Source organism: Bradyrhizobium sp. WSM2254 (genome assembly GCF_000472645.1).
Lineage (GTDB): Bacteria > Pseudomonadota > Alphaproteobacteria > Rhizobiales > Xanthobacteraceae > Bradyrhizobium > Bradyrhizobium niftali.
In genome coordinates this window covers 20,987-35,795 of record NZ_AXAB01000057.1, presented here as the reverse complement: position 1 = coordinate 35,795, position 14,809 = coordinate 20,987, and the positions used below count along the sequence as shown (strand labels likewise).

10 protein-coding genes and 1 pseudogene are annotated in these 14,809 nt (G+C 58.6%); 4 read left to right on the top strand and 7 right to left on the bottom strand.

From position 1 onward, the window contains the following. Positions 1 to 172: 172 nt before the first annotated feature. The 3 genes from A3M7_RS45345 to rfbF all read right to left on the bottom strand — a co-directional run bounded on the left by A3M7_RS45345 (position 173) and on the right by rfbF (position 3,146). A complete protein-coding gene (locus A3M7_RS45345) occupies positions 173 to 943 on the bottom strand; it encodes a response regulator transcription factor (RefSeq protein ID WP_049823847.1) in 771 nt (256 codons plus the stop codon). 288 nt (positions 944 to 1,231) lie between these two features. Continuing rightward, a complete protein-coding gene (locus A3M7_RS0133365) occupies positions 1,232 to 2,290 on the bottom strand; it encodes an NAD(P)-dependent oxidoreductase (RefSeq protein ID WP_027547803.1) in 1,059 nt (352 codons plus the stop codon). 13 nt (positions 2,291 to 2,303) lie between these two features. Next, positions 2,304 to 3,146 (bottom strand): glucose-1-phosphate cytidylyltransferase, encoded by an 843-nt coding sequence (gene rfbF, locus A3M7_RS45340; protein WP_049823846.1) that lies wholly within the window; start codon positions 3,144 to 3,146, stop codon positions 2,304 to 2,306. Positions 3,147 to 3,309: 163 nt separating this feature from the next. Here rfbF and A3M7_RS45335 point away from each other — a divergent pair, with 163 nt between their 5' ends. Beyond that, complete coding sequence (locus A3M7_RS45335; protein WP_245284372.1) at positions 3,310 to 4,569, top strand: acyltransferase; 1,260 nt, start codon at positions 3,310 to 3,312, stop codon at positions 4,567 to 4,569. A 50-nt stretch (positions 4,570 to 4,619) separates the two neighbouring features. Here the strand turns inward: A3M7_RS45335 and A3M7_RS50795 are convergent, their stop codons facing one another. Both A3M7_RS50795 and A3M7_RS50790 read right to left on the bottom strand, forming a co-directional pair. Continuing rightward, a complete protein-coding gene (locus tag A3M7_RS50795; RefSeq protein WP_371090229.1) occupies positions 4,620 to 5,531 on the bottom strand; it encodes an aldo/keto reductase in 912 nt (303 codons plus the stop codon). A gap of 210 nt (positions 5,532 to 5,741) precedes the next feature. Continuing rightward, positions 5,742 to 6,824 (bottom strand): annotated as a pseudogene (locus tag A3M7_RS50790) (acyltransferase family protein); the annotation flags it as partial. 803 nt (positions 6,825 to 7,627) lie between these two features. Between A3M7_RS50790 and A3M7_RS45330 the strand changes: the two are divergent. The 3 genes from A3M7_RS45330 to A3M7_RS45325 all read left to right on the top strand — a co-directional run bounded on the left by A3M7_RS45330 (position 7,628) and on the right by A3M7_RS45325 (position 13,054). Next, positions 7,628 to 10,120, top strand: a complete 2,493-nt coding sequence (locus A3M7_RS45330; RefSeq protein ID WP_156937053.1) for an Ig-like domain-containing protein — start codon at positions 7,628 to 7,630, stop codon at positions 10,118 to 10,120. Between the two features lie 414 nt (positions 10,121 to 10,534). After that, positions 10,535 to 11,545: a glycosyltransferase family 2 protein gene (locus tag A3M7_RS0133330; protein ID WP_027547802.1), complete on the top strand. Its 1,011-nt coding sequence runs from the start codon at positions 10,535 to 10,537 to the stop codon at positions 11,543 to 11,545. A gap of 222 nt (positions 11,546 to 11,767) precedes the next feature. Next, positions 11,768 to 13,054, top strand: a complete 1,287-nt coding sequence (locus tag A3M7_RS45325) for a lipopolysaccharide biosynthesis protein (protein WP_156937052.1) — start codon at positions 11,768 to 11,770, stop codon at positions 13,052 to 13,054. Between the two features lie 34 nt (positions 13,055 to 13,088). Here the strand turns inward: A3M7_RS45325 and A3M7_RS0133320 are convergent, their stop codons facing one another. Continuing rightward, positions 13,089 to 13,814 carry an FkbM family methyltransferase gene (locus A3M7_RS0133320; protein ID WP_084302748.1) on the bottom strand — a complete coding sequence of 242 codons (726 nt, stop codon included), beginning with the start codon at positions 13,812 to 13,814 and terminating at the stop codon, positions 13,089 to 13,091. Positions 13,815 to 13,885: 71 nt separating this feature from the next. Beyond that, complete coding sequence (locus A3M7_RS45320; RefSeq protein ID WP_049823841.1) at positions 13,886 to 14,809, bottom strand: glycosyltransferase family 2 protein; 924 nt, start codon at positions 14,807 to 14,809, stop codon at positions 13,886 to 13,888.

Here is a 14,809-nt window from a genome sequence, read left to right as displayed (position 1 = left end):
CCAGTCTCCACAAAGCTGCCGACCCGCTAGGACAAGATCTCAGGCGCGTAGGTGGGCTTTGCCCTGTCGAGCTCCACATTCACCGGGGACACGGCCCCGGGATTGCATCTCTAGCAGCCGGCGCCGAGCAAGACGTTGTTGCCAAGCGCGCGCAAGCTGGAAAATGCAGCGCTCACCCGGCTGGTCTTCGAAAGAGAGGCCTGTCCGTGGGCTGCGCCCATCGATCGCCAACGATCAACTCCGAACCTGGGCCTGAGCCATTACCCCGGTCGATCGAGAACCTCTTGCTTCTCATTCTGCTAGCCAACCTGTCCCTGGGCCCGACCAACTTCGCGGCTATAAAGGCCGCCTCCGTCCGATTACGGGCACAAAGCGCGCGCAGGAGCGCCGCTGTGTGGATCTTGCTGGTTCCTTCCGCGATGCTTAGCTCGCGCGCAATCTCTTTGTTCGACATTCCTTGGGCCAGCAGCGGGAGAATTTCGTTCTGCCGGCGCGTCAATCGCAGAGCCTCCAAATTGAAGTTGACCGTCTGAGGGGGCTCTGGTCGGCCTACATCATCATCGGCTAACCACCGCGGAACATAGATGCGTCCAGACAGCAAATCGCCGACCGCGGACAGCAATTCCTCATCCGACTGAAGCTTGGGCAAGAATCCATGAAAGCCAGCCGAAAGACATTTCAGCACGTCCGCGCGGCTGCTCGAAGCCGACATCACTGCAATACGAGTAGCGGGCCTCAAGTCAACGACTTCCGAGAGAACCGCGAGCGAACGTTGATTAAGACAACCTAGATCGACCAGGATCAAATCGATGCCTGTCTCCAGCTCAAAATTCTCGAGCTGTGACGTGTCTATGACGCGGGACTTCTTAAACCTGGCCTCAACTACTTCTCGGAGACCACTGCGATAAACACTGTGCTGATCAACTATTAGAATGACTGGCACTGCTCAATCTCCGAGCAATCCCGTACTCTTACCCGGGACTCTCACATCGTTGGCAGCTTGAACTGATGAAACGGCAAAACAACCTCACCGATTGGTACTTCTGCTCGGTGTTCCCTTCCCCCCGGCTATACGCTGCCACCCAAAGTTAGGATTGCCGCATTGCAACAATATTACGATTGGTTGTGGAAAAGTCAACTGGTTATGGCAATTCGTTTCCCAACGCTGCCGCGCCGACGGGCCTCGACTTGGCTCCATCGGCGTCGGCAGACAAATACGCGAACCTTCTCGCTAAGTGCGCGCGAGCGCCGGCACGATTTCGGGAATCGGCGTCCACCGCAAATGAAGATCCAACTGCTCGGTGTGCTGCAGGTGTCGAAGCTCCGAAAGGCGTGTAAATGGCGCGGCATTGAAGGTCGCTTCGTCTAGTTGGATGCGCTGGAATACCCCGCTCAATTGCCGCGCGCCACGCTGCGCATTCCATTGGCAGCGGAAATTCGGCATGTGGGCCCTAATCTTCGCAAAGGAGACGCGATAGCTGCGATTGTCTGGACCACTCGGGCCAAACGAAAGATCGCAATCGATGAAAGTGTCGTTCACGATCTCCGCGATCTCGCGCACCGTATAGTTCTGACTTTCATCGCCGACATTGAACGCCTCGGCGCAAACCGCTTCGCGGGGAGCGTCTAAAGCGCACAGGATGGCCTGGCAGATGTCCTCGATGTGGACCAACGGACGACAGGGGGTGCCGTCGCTCATGACGCGAATTTTCCCTGTTGTGAACGCCCACCCCGCAAGGTTGTTCAGGACGAGATCGAAGCGCTGCCGGGGAGACGCTCCAAACGCGGTGGCGTTACGCAGAAACACGGGCGTGAACCGTGAGTCAGTCAGTTCGACGAGATCGCGCTCGACGAGCACTTTGCATCGCGCATAAGCCGTCTGAGGTTCACAAGAAGACATCTCGGATTTCACCTCGCTGCCGGCCGCTCCATAGATGCTGCAAGAGGACGCATAGATGAATCGCCCGATTCCCGCCTCCCTGCACTTGCGGGCAAATTCTACGGAGCCGCGATGGTTGATCTCCATCGTGATCGCAGGATCATTCTCTCCCAGCGGATCATTAGAGAGCTCCGCGAGGTGCACCACAGCGTCAAACCCCTCCAAATCAGACAGTGACAGCTGCCGCGTATCGCGCGACATGACCATTGGCCGCGTCCTGCCGTCATCGAACAGCCAGCCGCGGCGGTAGAGGCCCGTATCGATCCCGATCGCATCGTAACCGTGCTCAAGCAGTCTCGGGCCGAGCACCGCACCGATATATCCGTCAGCTCCAGTGAAGAGAACGCGCATCTGCTTCATCTCCTCAGATTGTTGCCCGATCGGCGATTGCGGGGTGCGATATCTTGGTGCTTCCATTCGCGGCACCGCCCTTATTCCAGACGCACCAGGGTGGATCTCCGGTATCCCAGAGATCCTGGAGAATGGCCTTGTCGCGCAAGGTGTCCATGTTCTGCCAGTAGCCACGGTGCCTGTAGACAGCCAGTTGGTCCTGTTCGGTCAGACGGGCGAGCGGCTCGTTTTCCCAGCTCGTACTGTCGTCGTCGATGAGATCGAGGGACTGAGGTTCGACAACGAAGAAACCTCCGTTGATGACCTGACCGTCGCTCGCGTCCTTCTCGCGAAAGCCGGCCGCGCGGGGGCGGTCAGACGAGAGATTGATCGCACCAAAGCGGCCGGGTAGCTGGACCGCGGTGACCGTCGCCAGGGCGCCCTGCTGATGGTGGAATTTGATTAGCGCACGTATGTCGACGTCGCTGACGCCATCGCCGTATGTCATGCAGAAGGTCGAATTCCCGAGATGCTCGCGCACTCGTTTGAGGCGCCCCCCGGTCATCGTCCTCTCTCCGGTATCGACCAGCGTCACCTGCCAGGGCTCCGATCCGTTTCGATGCATTTCGATGCGGTTGCGCTGAAGGTCGAGCGTGAAGTCTCCCTGGTGAGACAAGTAGCTCATGAAATAGTCCTTGATCACCGTGCCCTTGTAGCCACAGCAAATGACGAACTCGTTGAGGCCGTAATGGGAATAGAGCTTCATGATATGCCACAGGATCGGACGACCACCGATCTCAACCAGCGGCTTCGGCACCACCGAAGTCTGCTCGCTCAATCTCGTACCGTAGCCGCCGGCGAGAATAACAACCTTCATAGGGATCTCCTGTCCTAGGTTCCCCACCGAAACATGCGCAGATGCATTTTCGGATGGCGCAGTTCGGACCGTAGCTCGCTGGAGGCACGACCAAGTTGATGACCGTCAACTCGGCAGAACGACATCGGTTGATGCCGCTCGCCGCGTCATCACAAGCGTTCGCGTGCGTAACGATTTGACGTTCATCAACTTGCCGATCGGCGCTGCCGATATTCAGAGATCGAGGCGAACGCCAACAACCCTGGCAGAACACGCGATGACATCGATCGGTGACAAGTGGGACACAGCGAAGGGACGGCCCGCGGGTTTCGATCTCCTGCGCATCTCATTGGCAGTCGCCGTCATCCTTTGGCACTCAGTCGCGGTTTGCTACGGTTTGCCCGCCGAGCAATGGTTCTATGGTGGATCATTGAAGCCCGCTGTCTGGCTTATCGTCCCCGCCTTCTTTGCCCTCAGCGGATTCCTCGTCGCAGGAAGCCTCGAGCGGAACAGCCTTCCGGCGTTCGTCACGCTGCGGGTTATCAGGATATTCCCTGCCCTGACTGCGGAAGTCGTGATCTCGGCTATGCTGATCGGCCCGCTCTTCACAAACCTGGCCCTGTCGCAATATTTCACTGACCCCGACTTCCTTCGCTATTTCCTCAATGCAATCGGTGACGTTCACTTCTATTTGCCCGGCGTATTTTCCGACTTGCCCGTGGCAAACATGGTCAACAGCCAGCTTTGGACCGTTCCGCACGAACTCGAATGTTATGTTGCCATCAGTGCGGCTGCGTTAATCGGCTTGACGAGGCGTCACCGGCTCTTCTTGTTCGCAGTCCTGTTCGTCGTGTGCGTATTGGCGCTGCGTGACATTGTTGGCGGGAAGCCCGCCTCGACTGCCGCTCCTCCGGGCCGGATGCTAGTTCTCGCCTTCCTGTGCGGAGTGGCGCTGTTCCTGAATCGAACCCGGATCGTGTTTTCGCGCTGGCTGCTGCTGGTCAGCCTTGTAGGCTTCATTGCTTCCGTGCTCGCCTCGAACCGCGCCGGGGAGGATCTGGCCGCACTCTTCGTCAGCTACCTCACGGTCTATCTCGGGCTACTCAATTTCAACGTCGGACCTGTCACCCGGGTGGCCGATTACTCGTATGGCATCTATCTTTACGGGTTTCCCGTTCAGCAAACAGTTGCTCAGCTCTTGCCGAACTACCGCATTTGGTACGTCAATTTTGGGATCAGCCTTGCCGTGACTTCGATCTTCGCGATTGCATCCTGGCATCTGCTCGAATCCAGGGTGATGGCGGGGAAGAAGCCGATCCTGGCGTTCGTCTCAATGCTCGGGGATCGAGTGCGGTGTATGCTGGTAACCGCGTGGGGTTTGCTGTTTCGCCGCCCAGTTGAAGCCGGTACTGCGCCTGCCAAGCCGCCGGCTCCGACAAACTGAGCGATATGAGCCAACCGGGGGGAGCCACGGAAAACAAAACCCGAGCTGCCTCAAGTCCTCGAGAGGCGACGGGTCAGTCGACGAAATAAGCCCATTTGCCCATAGGTCGCAGGATCGGGGCCGATCCTTCCATCAGGCCGATCGAGCCTCGAAATGACCGCGTGGTCGTCGCTGGTCAAATCAAAATCGAACACGTCGATGTTCTCGGCCATGCGGGCCGCGTTTGCCGATTTCGGTATCGCGATCGTGCCATTTTCGAAGTGCCAGCGAAGCACGATCTGCGCAGGCGAACAGCCGCACCGCTCTGCGATGGCCAATATTCTCGGATTGGTGAGAGCCGCGCCCCGCCCAAGCGGACTCCATGCCTGAGTGACGATGCCATAGCGCTCGTGGAAATTCCGCAGCTCGCGCTGTTGGAACGCTGGATGCAGCTCGACCTGATTGACCGCCGGTACGACGCCGGTCTCATGCACGATGCGTTCCAGATGATCGGCCATGAAGTTCGATACACCAATCGACCGGACACGTCCCTGCTTCTGGAGCTCGATGAGCGCGCGCCAAGTCTCGATATATGCCCGCCGTTGAGGGCATGGCCAATGGATCAGATAGAGATCGACTACGTCGAGTTGCAATCTGGCAGAGCTTGCGTCGAACGCACGCATTGTCCGATCGTATCCGTGATCCTCATTGCGAAGCTTCGTCGTGATGTAGAACTGGTTTCTTACCCGCTTCAGGGCCGCGCCCACTCCGCTCTCGTTTCCATAATCTGCAGCAGTGTCGATCAAGCGATAGCCTGCGTTGATCGCGGATGTGATGACTTCCGGCGCAATCGCATTGTCGATCTGCCAGGCTCCAAAGCCGAGTTGGGGCAATACATGACCGTCGTTGAGCAACGCCATCGGGACTCGAGTTGCAACCGCTGCAAGGTGCCCTCGCGACGGTTCTGCCTGCTTCAGCGGCATTCCAGAGGCAGCCGACGGCAAGGACGGTCCGGCTCCAGCGGCGGCAGGGGGCACCGTGGCACGATCAGATGCGAATGCGTATGGCAGAGCGGCGGCGTCAACAACCACCGTCGGATGCAGCAGACGGCCGCCGGTCCAGCCGAGAAGCATCTTGGCCTTCAACCAGTCACGGATCGTTGGGGTGCGGCTTTCAAAAACGAGATAGAAGATTGCCGCTGTGAACAGGCAGGCCAGGATGAAACTTGCGTGAAGCCCGATCGAGGCCAGCGTGAATTCCTGGCGATCACTGGCAACGGTGACGTTCAGGAGCAGCAGGATCGGATAGTGAACCGCATAGAGGGAAAAGCTGAACTTTGCGAGCTCTCTGCCGGCTCGAAGAGATGAAGGCAGCGACACCTTCAGATGGTCTATACCAACAATGAATGCGGCCGTGCCTAATCCGACCGACATGCTGAACGAGGCCCATTGAGGGAAGAGGCCCTTCAATGTGAGAAAATACAGTGCCATCATGCTCAAGAGAAAGCAGCAGCACCACGCCCAGGCCGGTGCAACCACCGCATAGGCGATCACGCCGAGGCACCAGATGAAAAAAAAGAAGACAAACTTCAGACCGACATGCGTGCCGCCGGTGTCATGGTGTTCGGCGAGCGCAAACAGCCCGAAGACCGTGACGATCATCGCGATGTAGGCTGGCTTCTTACGCACCGAAATCAGCGCAAAAAACAGCACATAATACCAGAACTCGTTCGACAAGCTCCAGAGGGCTGCATTTCCTGCGAATTCCGAACAGGCTATCGTCTGGAGAAACAGGCCGTTGCAGATCGCAGCGGCCGCGCTAAACGGCGCGTGAAAGATGACCGCATTGTTGTAGACGTCCTGATGCGAGGACACATATATCTGCCACCCCGCTGACTGCCGGGCCGAGATATAGAGGCAGAAGGATATCGTCAGCGCGGGCAGGAGCACGACATAGAGGCGCGATAAGCGCGCCGAGAAATAGTCGACTGCGTTCGGCCGTCCTTGCAAGGCTCTAACCAGAGCGGGCCCGCCCACAAGGTAACCGCTCAAAACAAAGAACACGAGAACAGCCGCGGGGCCATTCGCGCTTGCTGCCCACAGAATGGAATAGACCGCTCTCATTGCCGGGTCGTAACTCTCGCCCGGCAGCTTCTCCATGAACATCAACTGATAGGAATGGAATGCCAGGACCTCGACGGCGGCGAGGCCGCGTGCAAGATCGAGCCAGTCCGATAGAACACTCGAAATTCCGGTCTGTGCACGAAAGCCGATCACGTGATGCCTTCCGTCTCGAACCCTTCGGCGAACCACAGAAGAGACGCCATTCCTCTCGCTTAGACCCAACCGTTCCAATCGAGTTGACGATGCTCAATAATGAGCGGCGCAACAATAAGAGATGCGGACACCCTCTCGTCGCACGGATTTCGACCACCGTACTCGTCGACGGGTCGATGCTCAAAGCTTCAAAGGTCGGAGGCGGCATGCGCCTCACTGAGGCGGGACAATTCGACGCAACGTGCTCAACGTGCGACCACCGCACTGCGGGCGAAAGACAAAATCGGCCGGTATTTCCTCGCTGTAGCAGGGGTAGCGATCAAGCGGCTCCTGCTGCCTCAAGAGGCATACGCCCCTATTGCACGGTGATGATGAGAGAACGCCTCACTGCTACCCCATTCCGCAACAAATCAATCACATTGACGACAGATTCTGTTGCAAGCGTAAAACACGAATGCGCCGGGTTGCATTTGTAGGTCGTTGCGCTGACGACCCGGTTGCTCAAAATGAGTGCAGTCGCAGAAGCTGCAAAGAGTTCGTTGCGACGCGTCGATTGAACTTTACTGCGGCTTGGTTCATGCTTTCTGGAAAGGCTCAGGGTGATTCGGCAAGTCCGATTTCGGTAATGCGAGACAATGGCCGCAGGGCGTCCGGCCGGTTCTTGCAACTTTCGAGTATCAGCAGAAACAGCGTTTAGTTGGCGCGAACGGCGTGACGTCGATCGTGCGTTCTGTCCTCGCACGTTCGCGGGCAGCCTTGAATGCTGTCTCACATTCACACATTCGAACGACTAGGAAAGTGAAATGGGGATTTCGTTATCGGAGCTGATCAAACAGAACACGCTTGGGCAGAGCGAGGGGTATCCTGCCGGTGTTCCGCACAGTTACAGTTGGTACAAGGGTTGGAATCCTGGCGGTCAGATGACACCGCCTGCCGGCTTCACCGCGGTCGAGGGTTGGGGGCAGGTCTATACGGAGGAAGGCGCTCCGGCGTCTCCAGGTGCGGACGTCGAAGTCGCGAACGCAAAAACCTACGTTCATATCAAGGAGACCGGTCAGTGGGTGCTGGTCCAGGACCAGTCAAAGCTTGGCATCGGAGGCGGACATTTCGTCTCTGATTTCGCCGGTAACTCAGCTTATCCGATGACGGTGACTCGCTTGTCAAACGGAGCGGCGAACTTTGATGCGCCTTCGGCCGGATACAACGATCATTTCTGGTATGGATCGCGCGGGACCTACGCGGCTGGCACGGTCGATGGCGTTTACGTCCAGATGGACATGAGGACGACCGATGCCAACGCGAAGCTGGTGGGCATGGTCGGCGTGGACTGGTGGCGCAACGCGACGGCTCCGTTTCTTGCCGATCACAGCAACAATCCAGGTGTCGGCGGCAGCAACTGGGTTGAGCTATCAACCCAGTGGAAGACGGTCGGTTACTACTCCTTGAGCACTGCGGCGTTCCAAGCAGACTTGCCTCCGCCGTTGCTTGGATCTTCACCTCCGGTCGAGCCTTCCGACACGGTGGCACCGGCATCACCCACGATAGTCGCACTCACGCCGGATACAGGTACCGCCGGAGACAACGTCACCAACGCCAAGCAATTGACGTTGAGCGGAACGGCAGAAGCGGGCAGCACCATCAAGGTATTTGAGGGCACCACCGTGATTGGCACGGCCAAGGCCAGTGCGAGCGGCACCTGGAGCCTGACCACGGCCCAATTGCCGGACGGCAATCATGCTTTCACCGCAACCGCCACTGACGCTGCAGGCAACGTCAGTTCAAAATCCGCTTCTCGCAGCATCCTTGTGGACACGCTGGCGCCGGTGGCCCCCAGGATCACGGCATTCACACCGGATAGTGGTACCGTCGCGGCCAAGACGACGAACACCGGGCAACTGACGTTGAGCGGCACGGCGGAAGCGGGCAGCACGGTTAAGGTCGTTGAGGGAACGACCGTGATTGGCACGACCAAAGCTGACGCGGGCGGCGCCTGGAGCCTGACAACGGCCCAGTTGGCTGCCGGGAACCATGCCTTTGCTGCGATGGCCACTGACGCTGCGGGCAACGTCAGCACGAAATCTGCTGCCCTGAATGTGACGGTGAGCGCGCCCGTCACCTCACCACCGGCAACTGGAAATAACTTGCTGGTCAACGGGTCGTTCGAGGCAACGTCCTTGGCGCCCTTCGCTGGCGGGCGTTGGGGAGCTTACAAGTCGGTGTCCGGCTGGACCGCGATCTCCGGCGGCACGATCGAGCTCTGGAACAATCTCGGTGGAGTCAAGGCCAGCGACGGCGGCAATTTTGGCGAGCTCGACTATGCCGGCGCGCGAGATGGATTCTACCAGGACGTCAAGACGGTCGCTGGACAAGCTTATCAACTGTCCTTCGATGCGCGGTCACGACCCGGCTTCACCGGTGCGACCTGCTCGATCGAAGTGTTGTGGAATGGCTCAGTCATTGCGACCGTTCCGCCTAGCAGTAGTTGGGACACCTTTGATTTCAAGGTCGTGGGCACCGGCAGCAACGATCGCCTTACCTTCCGCGAGGTAGCCAGCCAGGGTAGCGACGGCCTGGGTGCCCTCTATGACAATATCCAACTCACCGTCGCCACGGCGACGCCTGCCGATTCACTACCGGGGGCCGCGGATAAGAATCTCCTGGTGAACGGATCGTTCGAGTCATCTGCGCTGGCGCCCCTCCAAGCCGGCCGCTGGGGGGCCTTCGATGCTATTCCGGGCTGGCACGCCATCAGTGGCGGAACCATCGAGCTCTGGAATAATCTGAACGGCGTGAAAGCAAGTGACGGCGGCAATTACGGCGAATTGGACTATGCCGGAGCTCGCGACGGACTTTACCAGGATGTGGAAACCGTGGCCGGCCAGCAATACGTCCTTTCCTTCGATGCGCGCTCGCGGCCGGGCTTCACAAGCTCGACCTGCTCGATCGAAGTCCTCTGGAATGGCTCGGTCCTTGGGGTCGTTCCGCCCGACAGCACCTGGCAAAACTATGATTTCACGGTGACCGGTACGGGCGGACAGGATCGCGTGACATTCCGCGAGGTTACGAGCCAAGGCAGCGACGGGCTCGGCGCGCTCTATGACAATGTATCTTTGGTTGCAAAGCCGGCGAGCTCTGCCTCGGCGTCCCTGCTGAGCAGTGCAAATCAGGCGTTCGCGCTACTGAGCCAGTATACCGCGACCGATGCGACCACAGCCGGCGCCGTGACGAACGGGCCTCTCGCCGTCGATCCGAACGCTTCACTCGTGCAGACGCTCTCGTTGCCTGCCCAACACTAGTTTTCTCGCAATGGGATAGACCAAACCTCGGGGCGCCGTTTCACGGCCCCCGCATTTTGTTTTGCGCCCGCCCGCGCGGAACGCCCTCACGCAAGCAGCCGCGGCCTGGCGAACAACGGCCGACGGAATTGATAGCCGTCAACTCGGCCCCGTCTGTCGCAGTTTAGATGACGCCGGGCGCGCCCAGAATGATGCCGTTCGCCGTCCATGACGCCTTTGTGCGATTTCACACGTGGGAGGAGCTGGCCGTGCATTCCAGCAAGTTCACTTCCGATCGGGAACCAAGCAATACCGGATCGAGCGTCTCATGGCGATTGCCGCGACGACACGTCTGACAATCGAAATTCCATGACACATTCGGCAAATATCACGGAGTGTCCGCCCTCGAAGCATGCGAATGCGGTCGCGAGTCGTATGCCTCCGGCCACGGCAAGCCATCCCTACGTGACGATTGCAATTCCCACGTATAACCGGGCCGCCCTATTGAAGGGATGCATCGCTTCAGCCCTGGCGCAGACCTACCCTCATTTCGAGGTTCTCGTTTCGAACAATGCTTCGCCAGACGATACCGCACAGACCTTGGACGAATTTAGCGACCCACGATTGCGCGTCATCACCCAGGAAACGAACATTGGCCTGCTGCCGAATTGGAATGCATGTCTCTCGAATGCCCGAGGCGAATACATCATCCTCGTCTCCGATGACGACAGAATAATGCCGTCGCTGCTCGAGCGATGCGTGGCCCTCATTGACCAATACCCGCAACTTCCAATCGTCATTACCCTAAGCAATCTACATGCGGCCTCGCTCGGCCAGACGCGCCCGCCGCGCGTCAGTCGGACTCTCGATACCGGCATTCGGGACGGCACCACGATTCTGAATGCGTTCCTGACCGACCAGATCACAGTTAACGTATGCGGCGTAGTGATGCGCACTGCCCTCCTGCGCGAGCGCGGCGGCATCCCGCTGGATCTACCGCACACAGCCGACGTCGCTGCATGGGCGCCGCTGCTACTTCTCGGCAAAGCAGGTCTCATCAACGAGGCCTGTGCGACCTACACCTATCACGACGATTCCGAGACGGCTCGATTGGGGGTGGAACAGCTCCTGCACGACGGACGCAAGGTAGCCGATTTGATCGCGCAGACTGCGGAATCCAGTGTCCAGGACACACAGCTGCGCAAAACCATTCAGCTCCAGGCCCGGCGCTGCTTTGCGCGTCGGGGACTGATCACGCTGACAGATTTTCGTAAGGGCGGTGCGAGCATAGCGGAGATGTCGAGCGTGGCTTGGCAATTTCGCCGGGATCTCCACGGCGTGAGCCTGCAAGCCGTCCTTCGTTTCGTTGCTGTCGCCCTTTGTCCGCCGTTTCTCGCCGCCCGCCTGCGTCGCCTGAGGCGCAGCACCCCGGAACAACTCGCTTGACGGTAACGGCACGGATGGTGGCCCGTCTCCCGGCCCACGAGCCTGACAGAAATCGCACGGTCGGCCACAGCATGTCGGCCTAAACCGTTATTGACGCCTCTCAAATTTGGCCGGTTCTTGCCCCCATAGGCTGCCCCGAAAGTCATTGGTTTTCCGATCGAGCTGACCGGACGCGAGATGAATGCGATGGTGATCTGTCATGCCTGATTCCTTGCCTGCATCATGAGCACACCAGTCTTGCCCGACTCACCCGGCCGCCTCCTCGTCGATCTAATGGTCATGGCCATGCGGGCGAGCGTCATGGGCTGCAAATTCGGCCTCGCCCTGTTCATTGCCCGCTATCTTGATCTGTCGTCGCTGGGTCTCTATGGCCTCGCCGCCGGCGCGATCGCAGCCGTTCCGATCGTGGTCAATCTCGGTATGAACCACCTGCTGATGCGCGACGCCGTAACGGCTTCCACCAGCGAAATGATCGACAGCATGCGCCACTATTGGTGCTTCGTGGCCCTTGCCTACACGGTTCTTCTGACGATCGCGACGCTGGTGACCGCCCTCCTCGGCACTCCGCCTCTCTGGATCATCATCGTCGCCGTGATCATGTTCGAGCATGTGGGCAACGACATTTTCTACCTCCTTTCAAGCCTGCAGCGCCACGCCTGGGCGAACGCCATCGGCTTCATTCGCGGCGCAGCCTGGATCCTCATCTATGTTCCGCTCGCCGTTTGGGACACCAGCTTCAGGTCGCTTCCGTATCTGTTCGGCTTCTGGTTGGTGGGAGGGGTCGCCTCGGTGTGGCTGTTCGCCTTCCTGAGCCGGTCATGGCCATGGCTGACATCGTTCTCCCGGCCGCTCCGACTTTCAGTGATCACCGACGCGATCCGGAAGTCCTTCCTCATGCTGTTGAGCGACCTAGGCTTTATTACGAGCCAATACATCGACCGCTACCTGATCACACTGTTCCTGGGTCTGAAAGTCGCCGGCGTCTACTTCCTTTTCTGGACGGTCGGCAGTTCCGCAACCACCTTCCTGTCTCTGGTTCTTCAGCAAAAGCAGCGCCCATCGCTAATCAGCGCATATCGGACTAGCGGCCCCTCGGCGCATCGTCAGCTGGCGTGGCGCTTCCTGCAGAGAACTGCGCTTGCGACTGTTGCGCTCAGCACGGCGGTCGGATTTACTTTCCAGGTCCTTCTGCCATGGATCGCTCAGCCCGCGCTCGTCGCCCAGTGGTCGGCATTCTGGCTGATCGTAGCTGGACTGGCGGTTCGTTATATGGCCGATTTCGGCGCGCTGGCCCTGTTTACAGCGCATCTCGACCGTCTGACGACGGTCACGAATCTGACCTCGGTAGGCGTTCTGGTGATAGCACAATTGGCGCTGTTGCCGTTCGCCGGGCTCCATGGCGCCGGCGCGGCAATCCTGTTGACGTCACTCATCATGGCCCTGTGGCGCTACTGGCTGCTGTTCGGCTTCCCGATCTCAAACGCCTATTCTCGCCGAGTGGGTGCCTAATGGCAGATTCGGCGATCTCAGGAATGTTCGGCAATTAGTCGCAGCTGAGACCATCAGCGTAATGCGTCCGCCTGAATACACAATCTACCTCGAGAAGCGACGCGGAATCCCGGGAGTAGTAGGTCACAGGACGTAACTGGCTCAGCGTAAAGCCAGCCTCTCGCATGAAGCGGAGTGCCTCATCGAACTTCCAGGTATCCTCATAAAGATGGATCAAGGGCAATTCGAGTTGAACGCCATGCAGGCGATGAAGCGAGTTTGCACCTCCACGCAGGACGCTCTGCTCAAATCCCTGCGTATCAACCTTCAGGAAAACACGCTCGCCGACGAACTCCTCAAATATCGAATCGAGCGTGGCGATCTGGACCTTGTCGATGCGAACCACTTGGGATTCGTAGATGCTGTTCCGACCGATCTCCGTCTGGTTGACTATCGAGCTCATGGCCGTGTTCTTGCTCACATTGATCTGGATGATGCCGTTGACATCGCCCAGCGCCAAATTTCGGCACTCCCATTTCTGATCGGCCTCGCACCTCTTCTCTAGTCTCTTGAACACATCAACCACCGGCTCGAAGGAGACGATCCTCCCCGTATAACCTTGCGATTTTAGGTCGTGTACGAACTGGCCCTCGTTCGCGCCGACGTCCAGAACAAGGTTTACGGAACGGGATCGGAGGAACTCCGCCAAACTCGGATGATGACGACGAATTTCGTATCCTGCTGACCTCACGAACGATTTCAGTCGGTCTTTCACCACCATGTCTATGCTCCTGTCAGTTTCAGTCCAGCTCGGTTTTCCCGGTTATATCGCGCGCGGGTAGGACAGACGGCTCACCGCCTGCCGAATTGGCTTCGACGCCATCTCAGGAGCGGTGACACGATTGCTCTCCCTACTCGGGTCCGCCGCAGGCCGACCTTCACCAGGTCCAAGGCCGGCGATGGAAGTGGCGGCATCAGATCATCGCGCGTGAAGAACATTCCATCGCCCCGATCAACGTCACATTCAGCGGCCTCCCTCACGCGATCTCGCCAGGAGGCCAGCTCATGCAGGGGCATTGGACCTTTTTCCGTCCAGTCAGGCTGCAAGCCCTTCGCAAGCGCTCGGTTCGCCTCGTGCTTAAACAGCCCCGGCTGCTGTTGACGTATCGCCAGTCGCTTGGATATCTGCGTCGGCGAGCGATATGGGAAATGCTTCAAACGTATCCGCGACGGAGATGTCCGTCCGCGATTATGTGGCCAGATCAGTCCGCCCCAACGGAGATCGCCTCGATGGCGAACGAATCGCGGTTCGCTCCAGTTGTTCTGATAGTACCTGAGCCGCTCTTGCACGGGGCGGGCGAGCCATTCAGCCGGGTTCTCTTCGTAGTTCTTCAAATCGGCGTCCGTGAAATAGAAATTCATTGTCGCCGAAAGAACGAAGCCATAGCTTTGGGGCACGTTCCCAAGGAACTGCGCCGGATCATCGATGAAGAACTCGTCAGAATCGAGCCTGCACCACCAGTCCCCCGGCGACGCTACATGCCGTCGCGTTTCAAATATTTCGCCACGGAGCTCATCGGTGAACGTCCGATCGTCGTGGCCAACAAGCTCGATCTTGGGATAGCAATTCGCGAGGTCCTGAAGCGTCTCCCAGGTTCCATCGACGCTTCCATTGTCAAAAACGAAGATCCGATCGCTCCATTCGAGAGCCGCTTTCAACGTCTCGCCGACAATGTCGTTCTCGTCTCGAACGCAACAAATGCTGAATATCTTCAT

Bases quoted from the DNA above. Each gene is read 5' to 3' on its own strand.
- A3M7_RS0133365 (WP_027547803.1), bottom strand. From the start codon at position 2,290: ATGCGCGTTCTCTTCACTGGAGCTGACGGATATATCGGTGCGGTGCTC.
- rfbF (WP_049823846.1), bottom strand. From the start codon at position 3,146: ATGAAGGTTGTTATTCTCGCCGGCGGCTACGGTACGAGATTGAGCGAG.
- A3M7_RS50795 (WP_371090229.1), bottom strand. From the start codon at position 5,531: ATGCCGCTGAAGCAGGCAGAACCGTCGCGAGGGCACCTTGCAGCGGTT.
- A3M7_RS45330 (WP_156937053.1), top strand. From the start codon at position 7,628: ATGGGGATTTCGTTATCGGAGCTGATCAAACAGAACACGCTTGGGCAG.
- A3M7_RS0133330 (WP_027547802.1), top strand. From the start codon at position 10,535: ATGCCTCCGGCCACGGCAAGCCATCCCTACGTGACGATTGCAATTCCC.
- A3M7_RS45325 (WP_156937052.1), top strand. From the start codon at position 11,768: ATGAGCACACCAGTCTTGCCCGACTCACCCGGCCGCCTCCTCGTCGAT.
- A3M7_RS0133320 (WP_084302748.1), bottom strand. From the start codon at position 13,814: ATGGTGGTGAAAGACCGACTGAAATCGTTCGTGAGGTCAGCAGGATAC.
- A3M7_RS45320 (WP_049823841.1), bottom strand. From the start codon at position 14,809: ATGAAGATATTCAGCATTTGTTGCGTTCGAGACGAGAACGACATTGTC.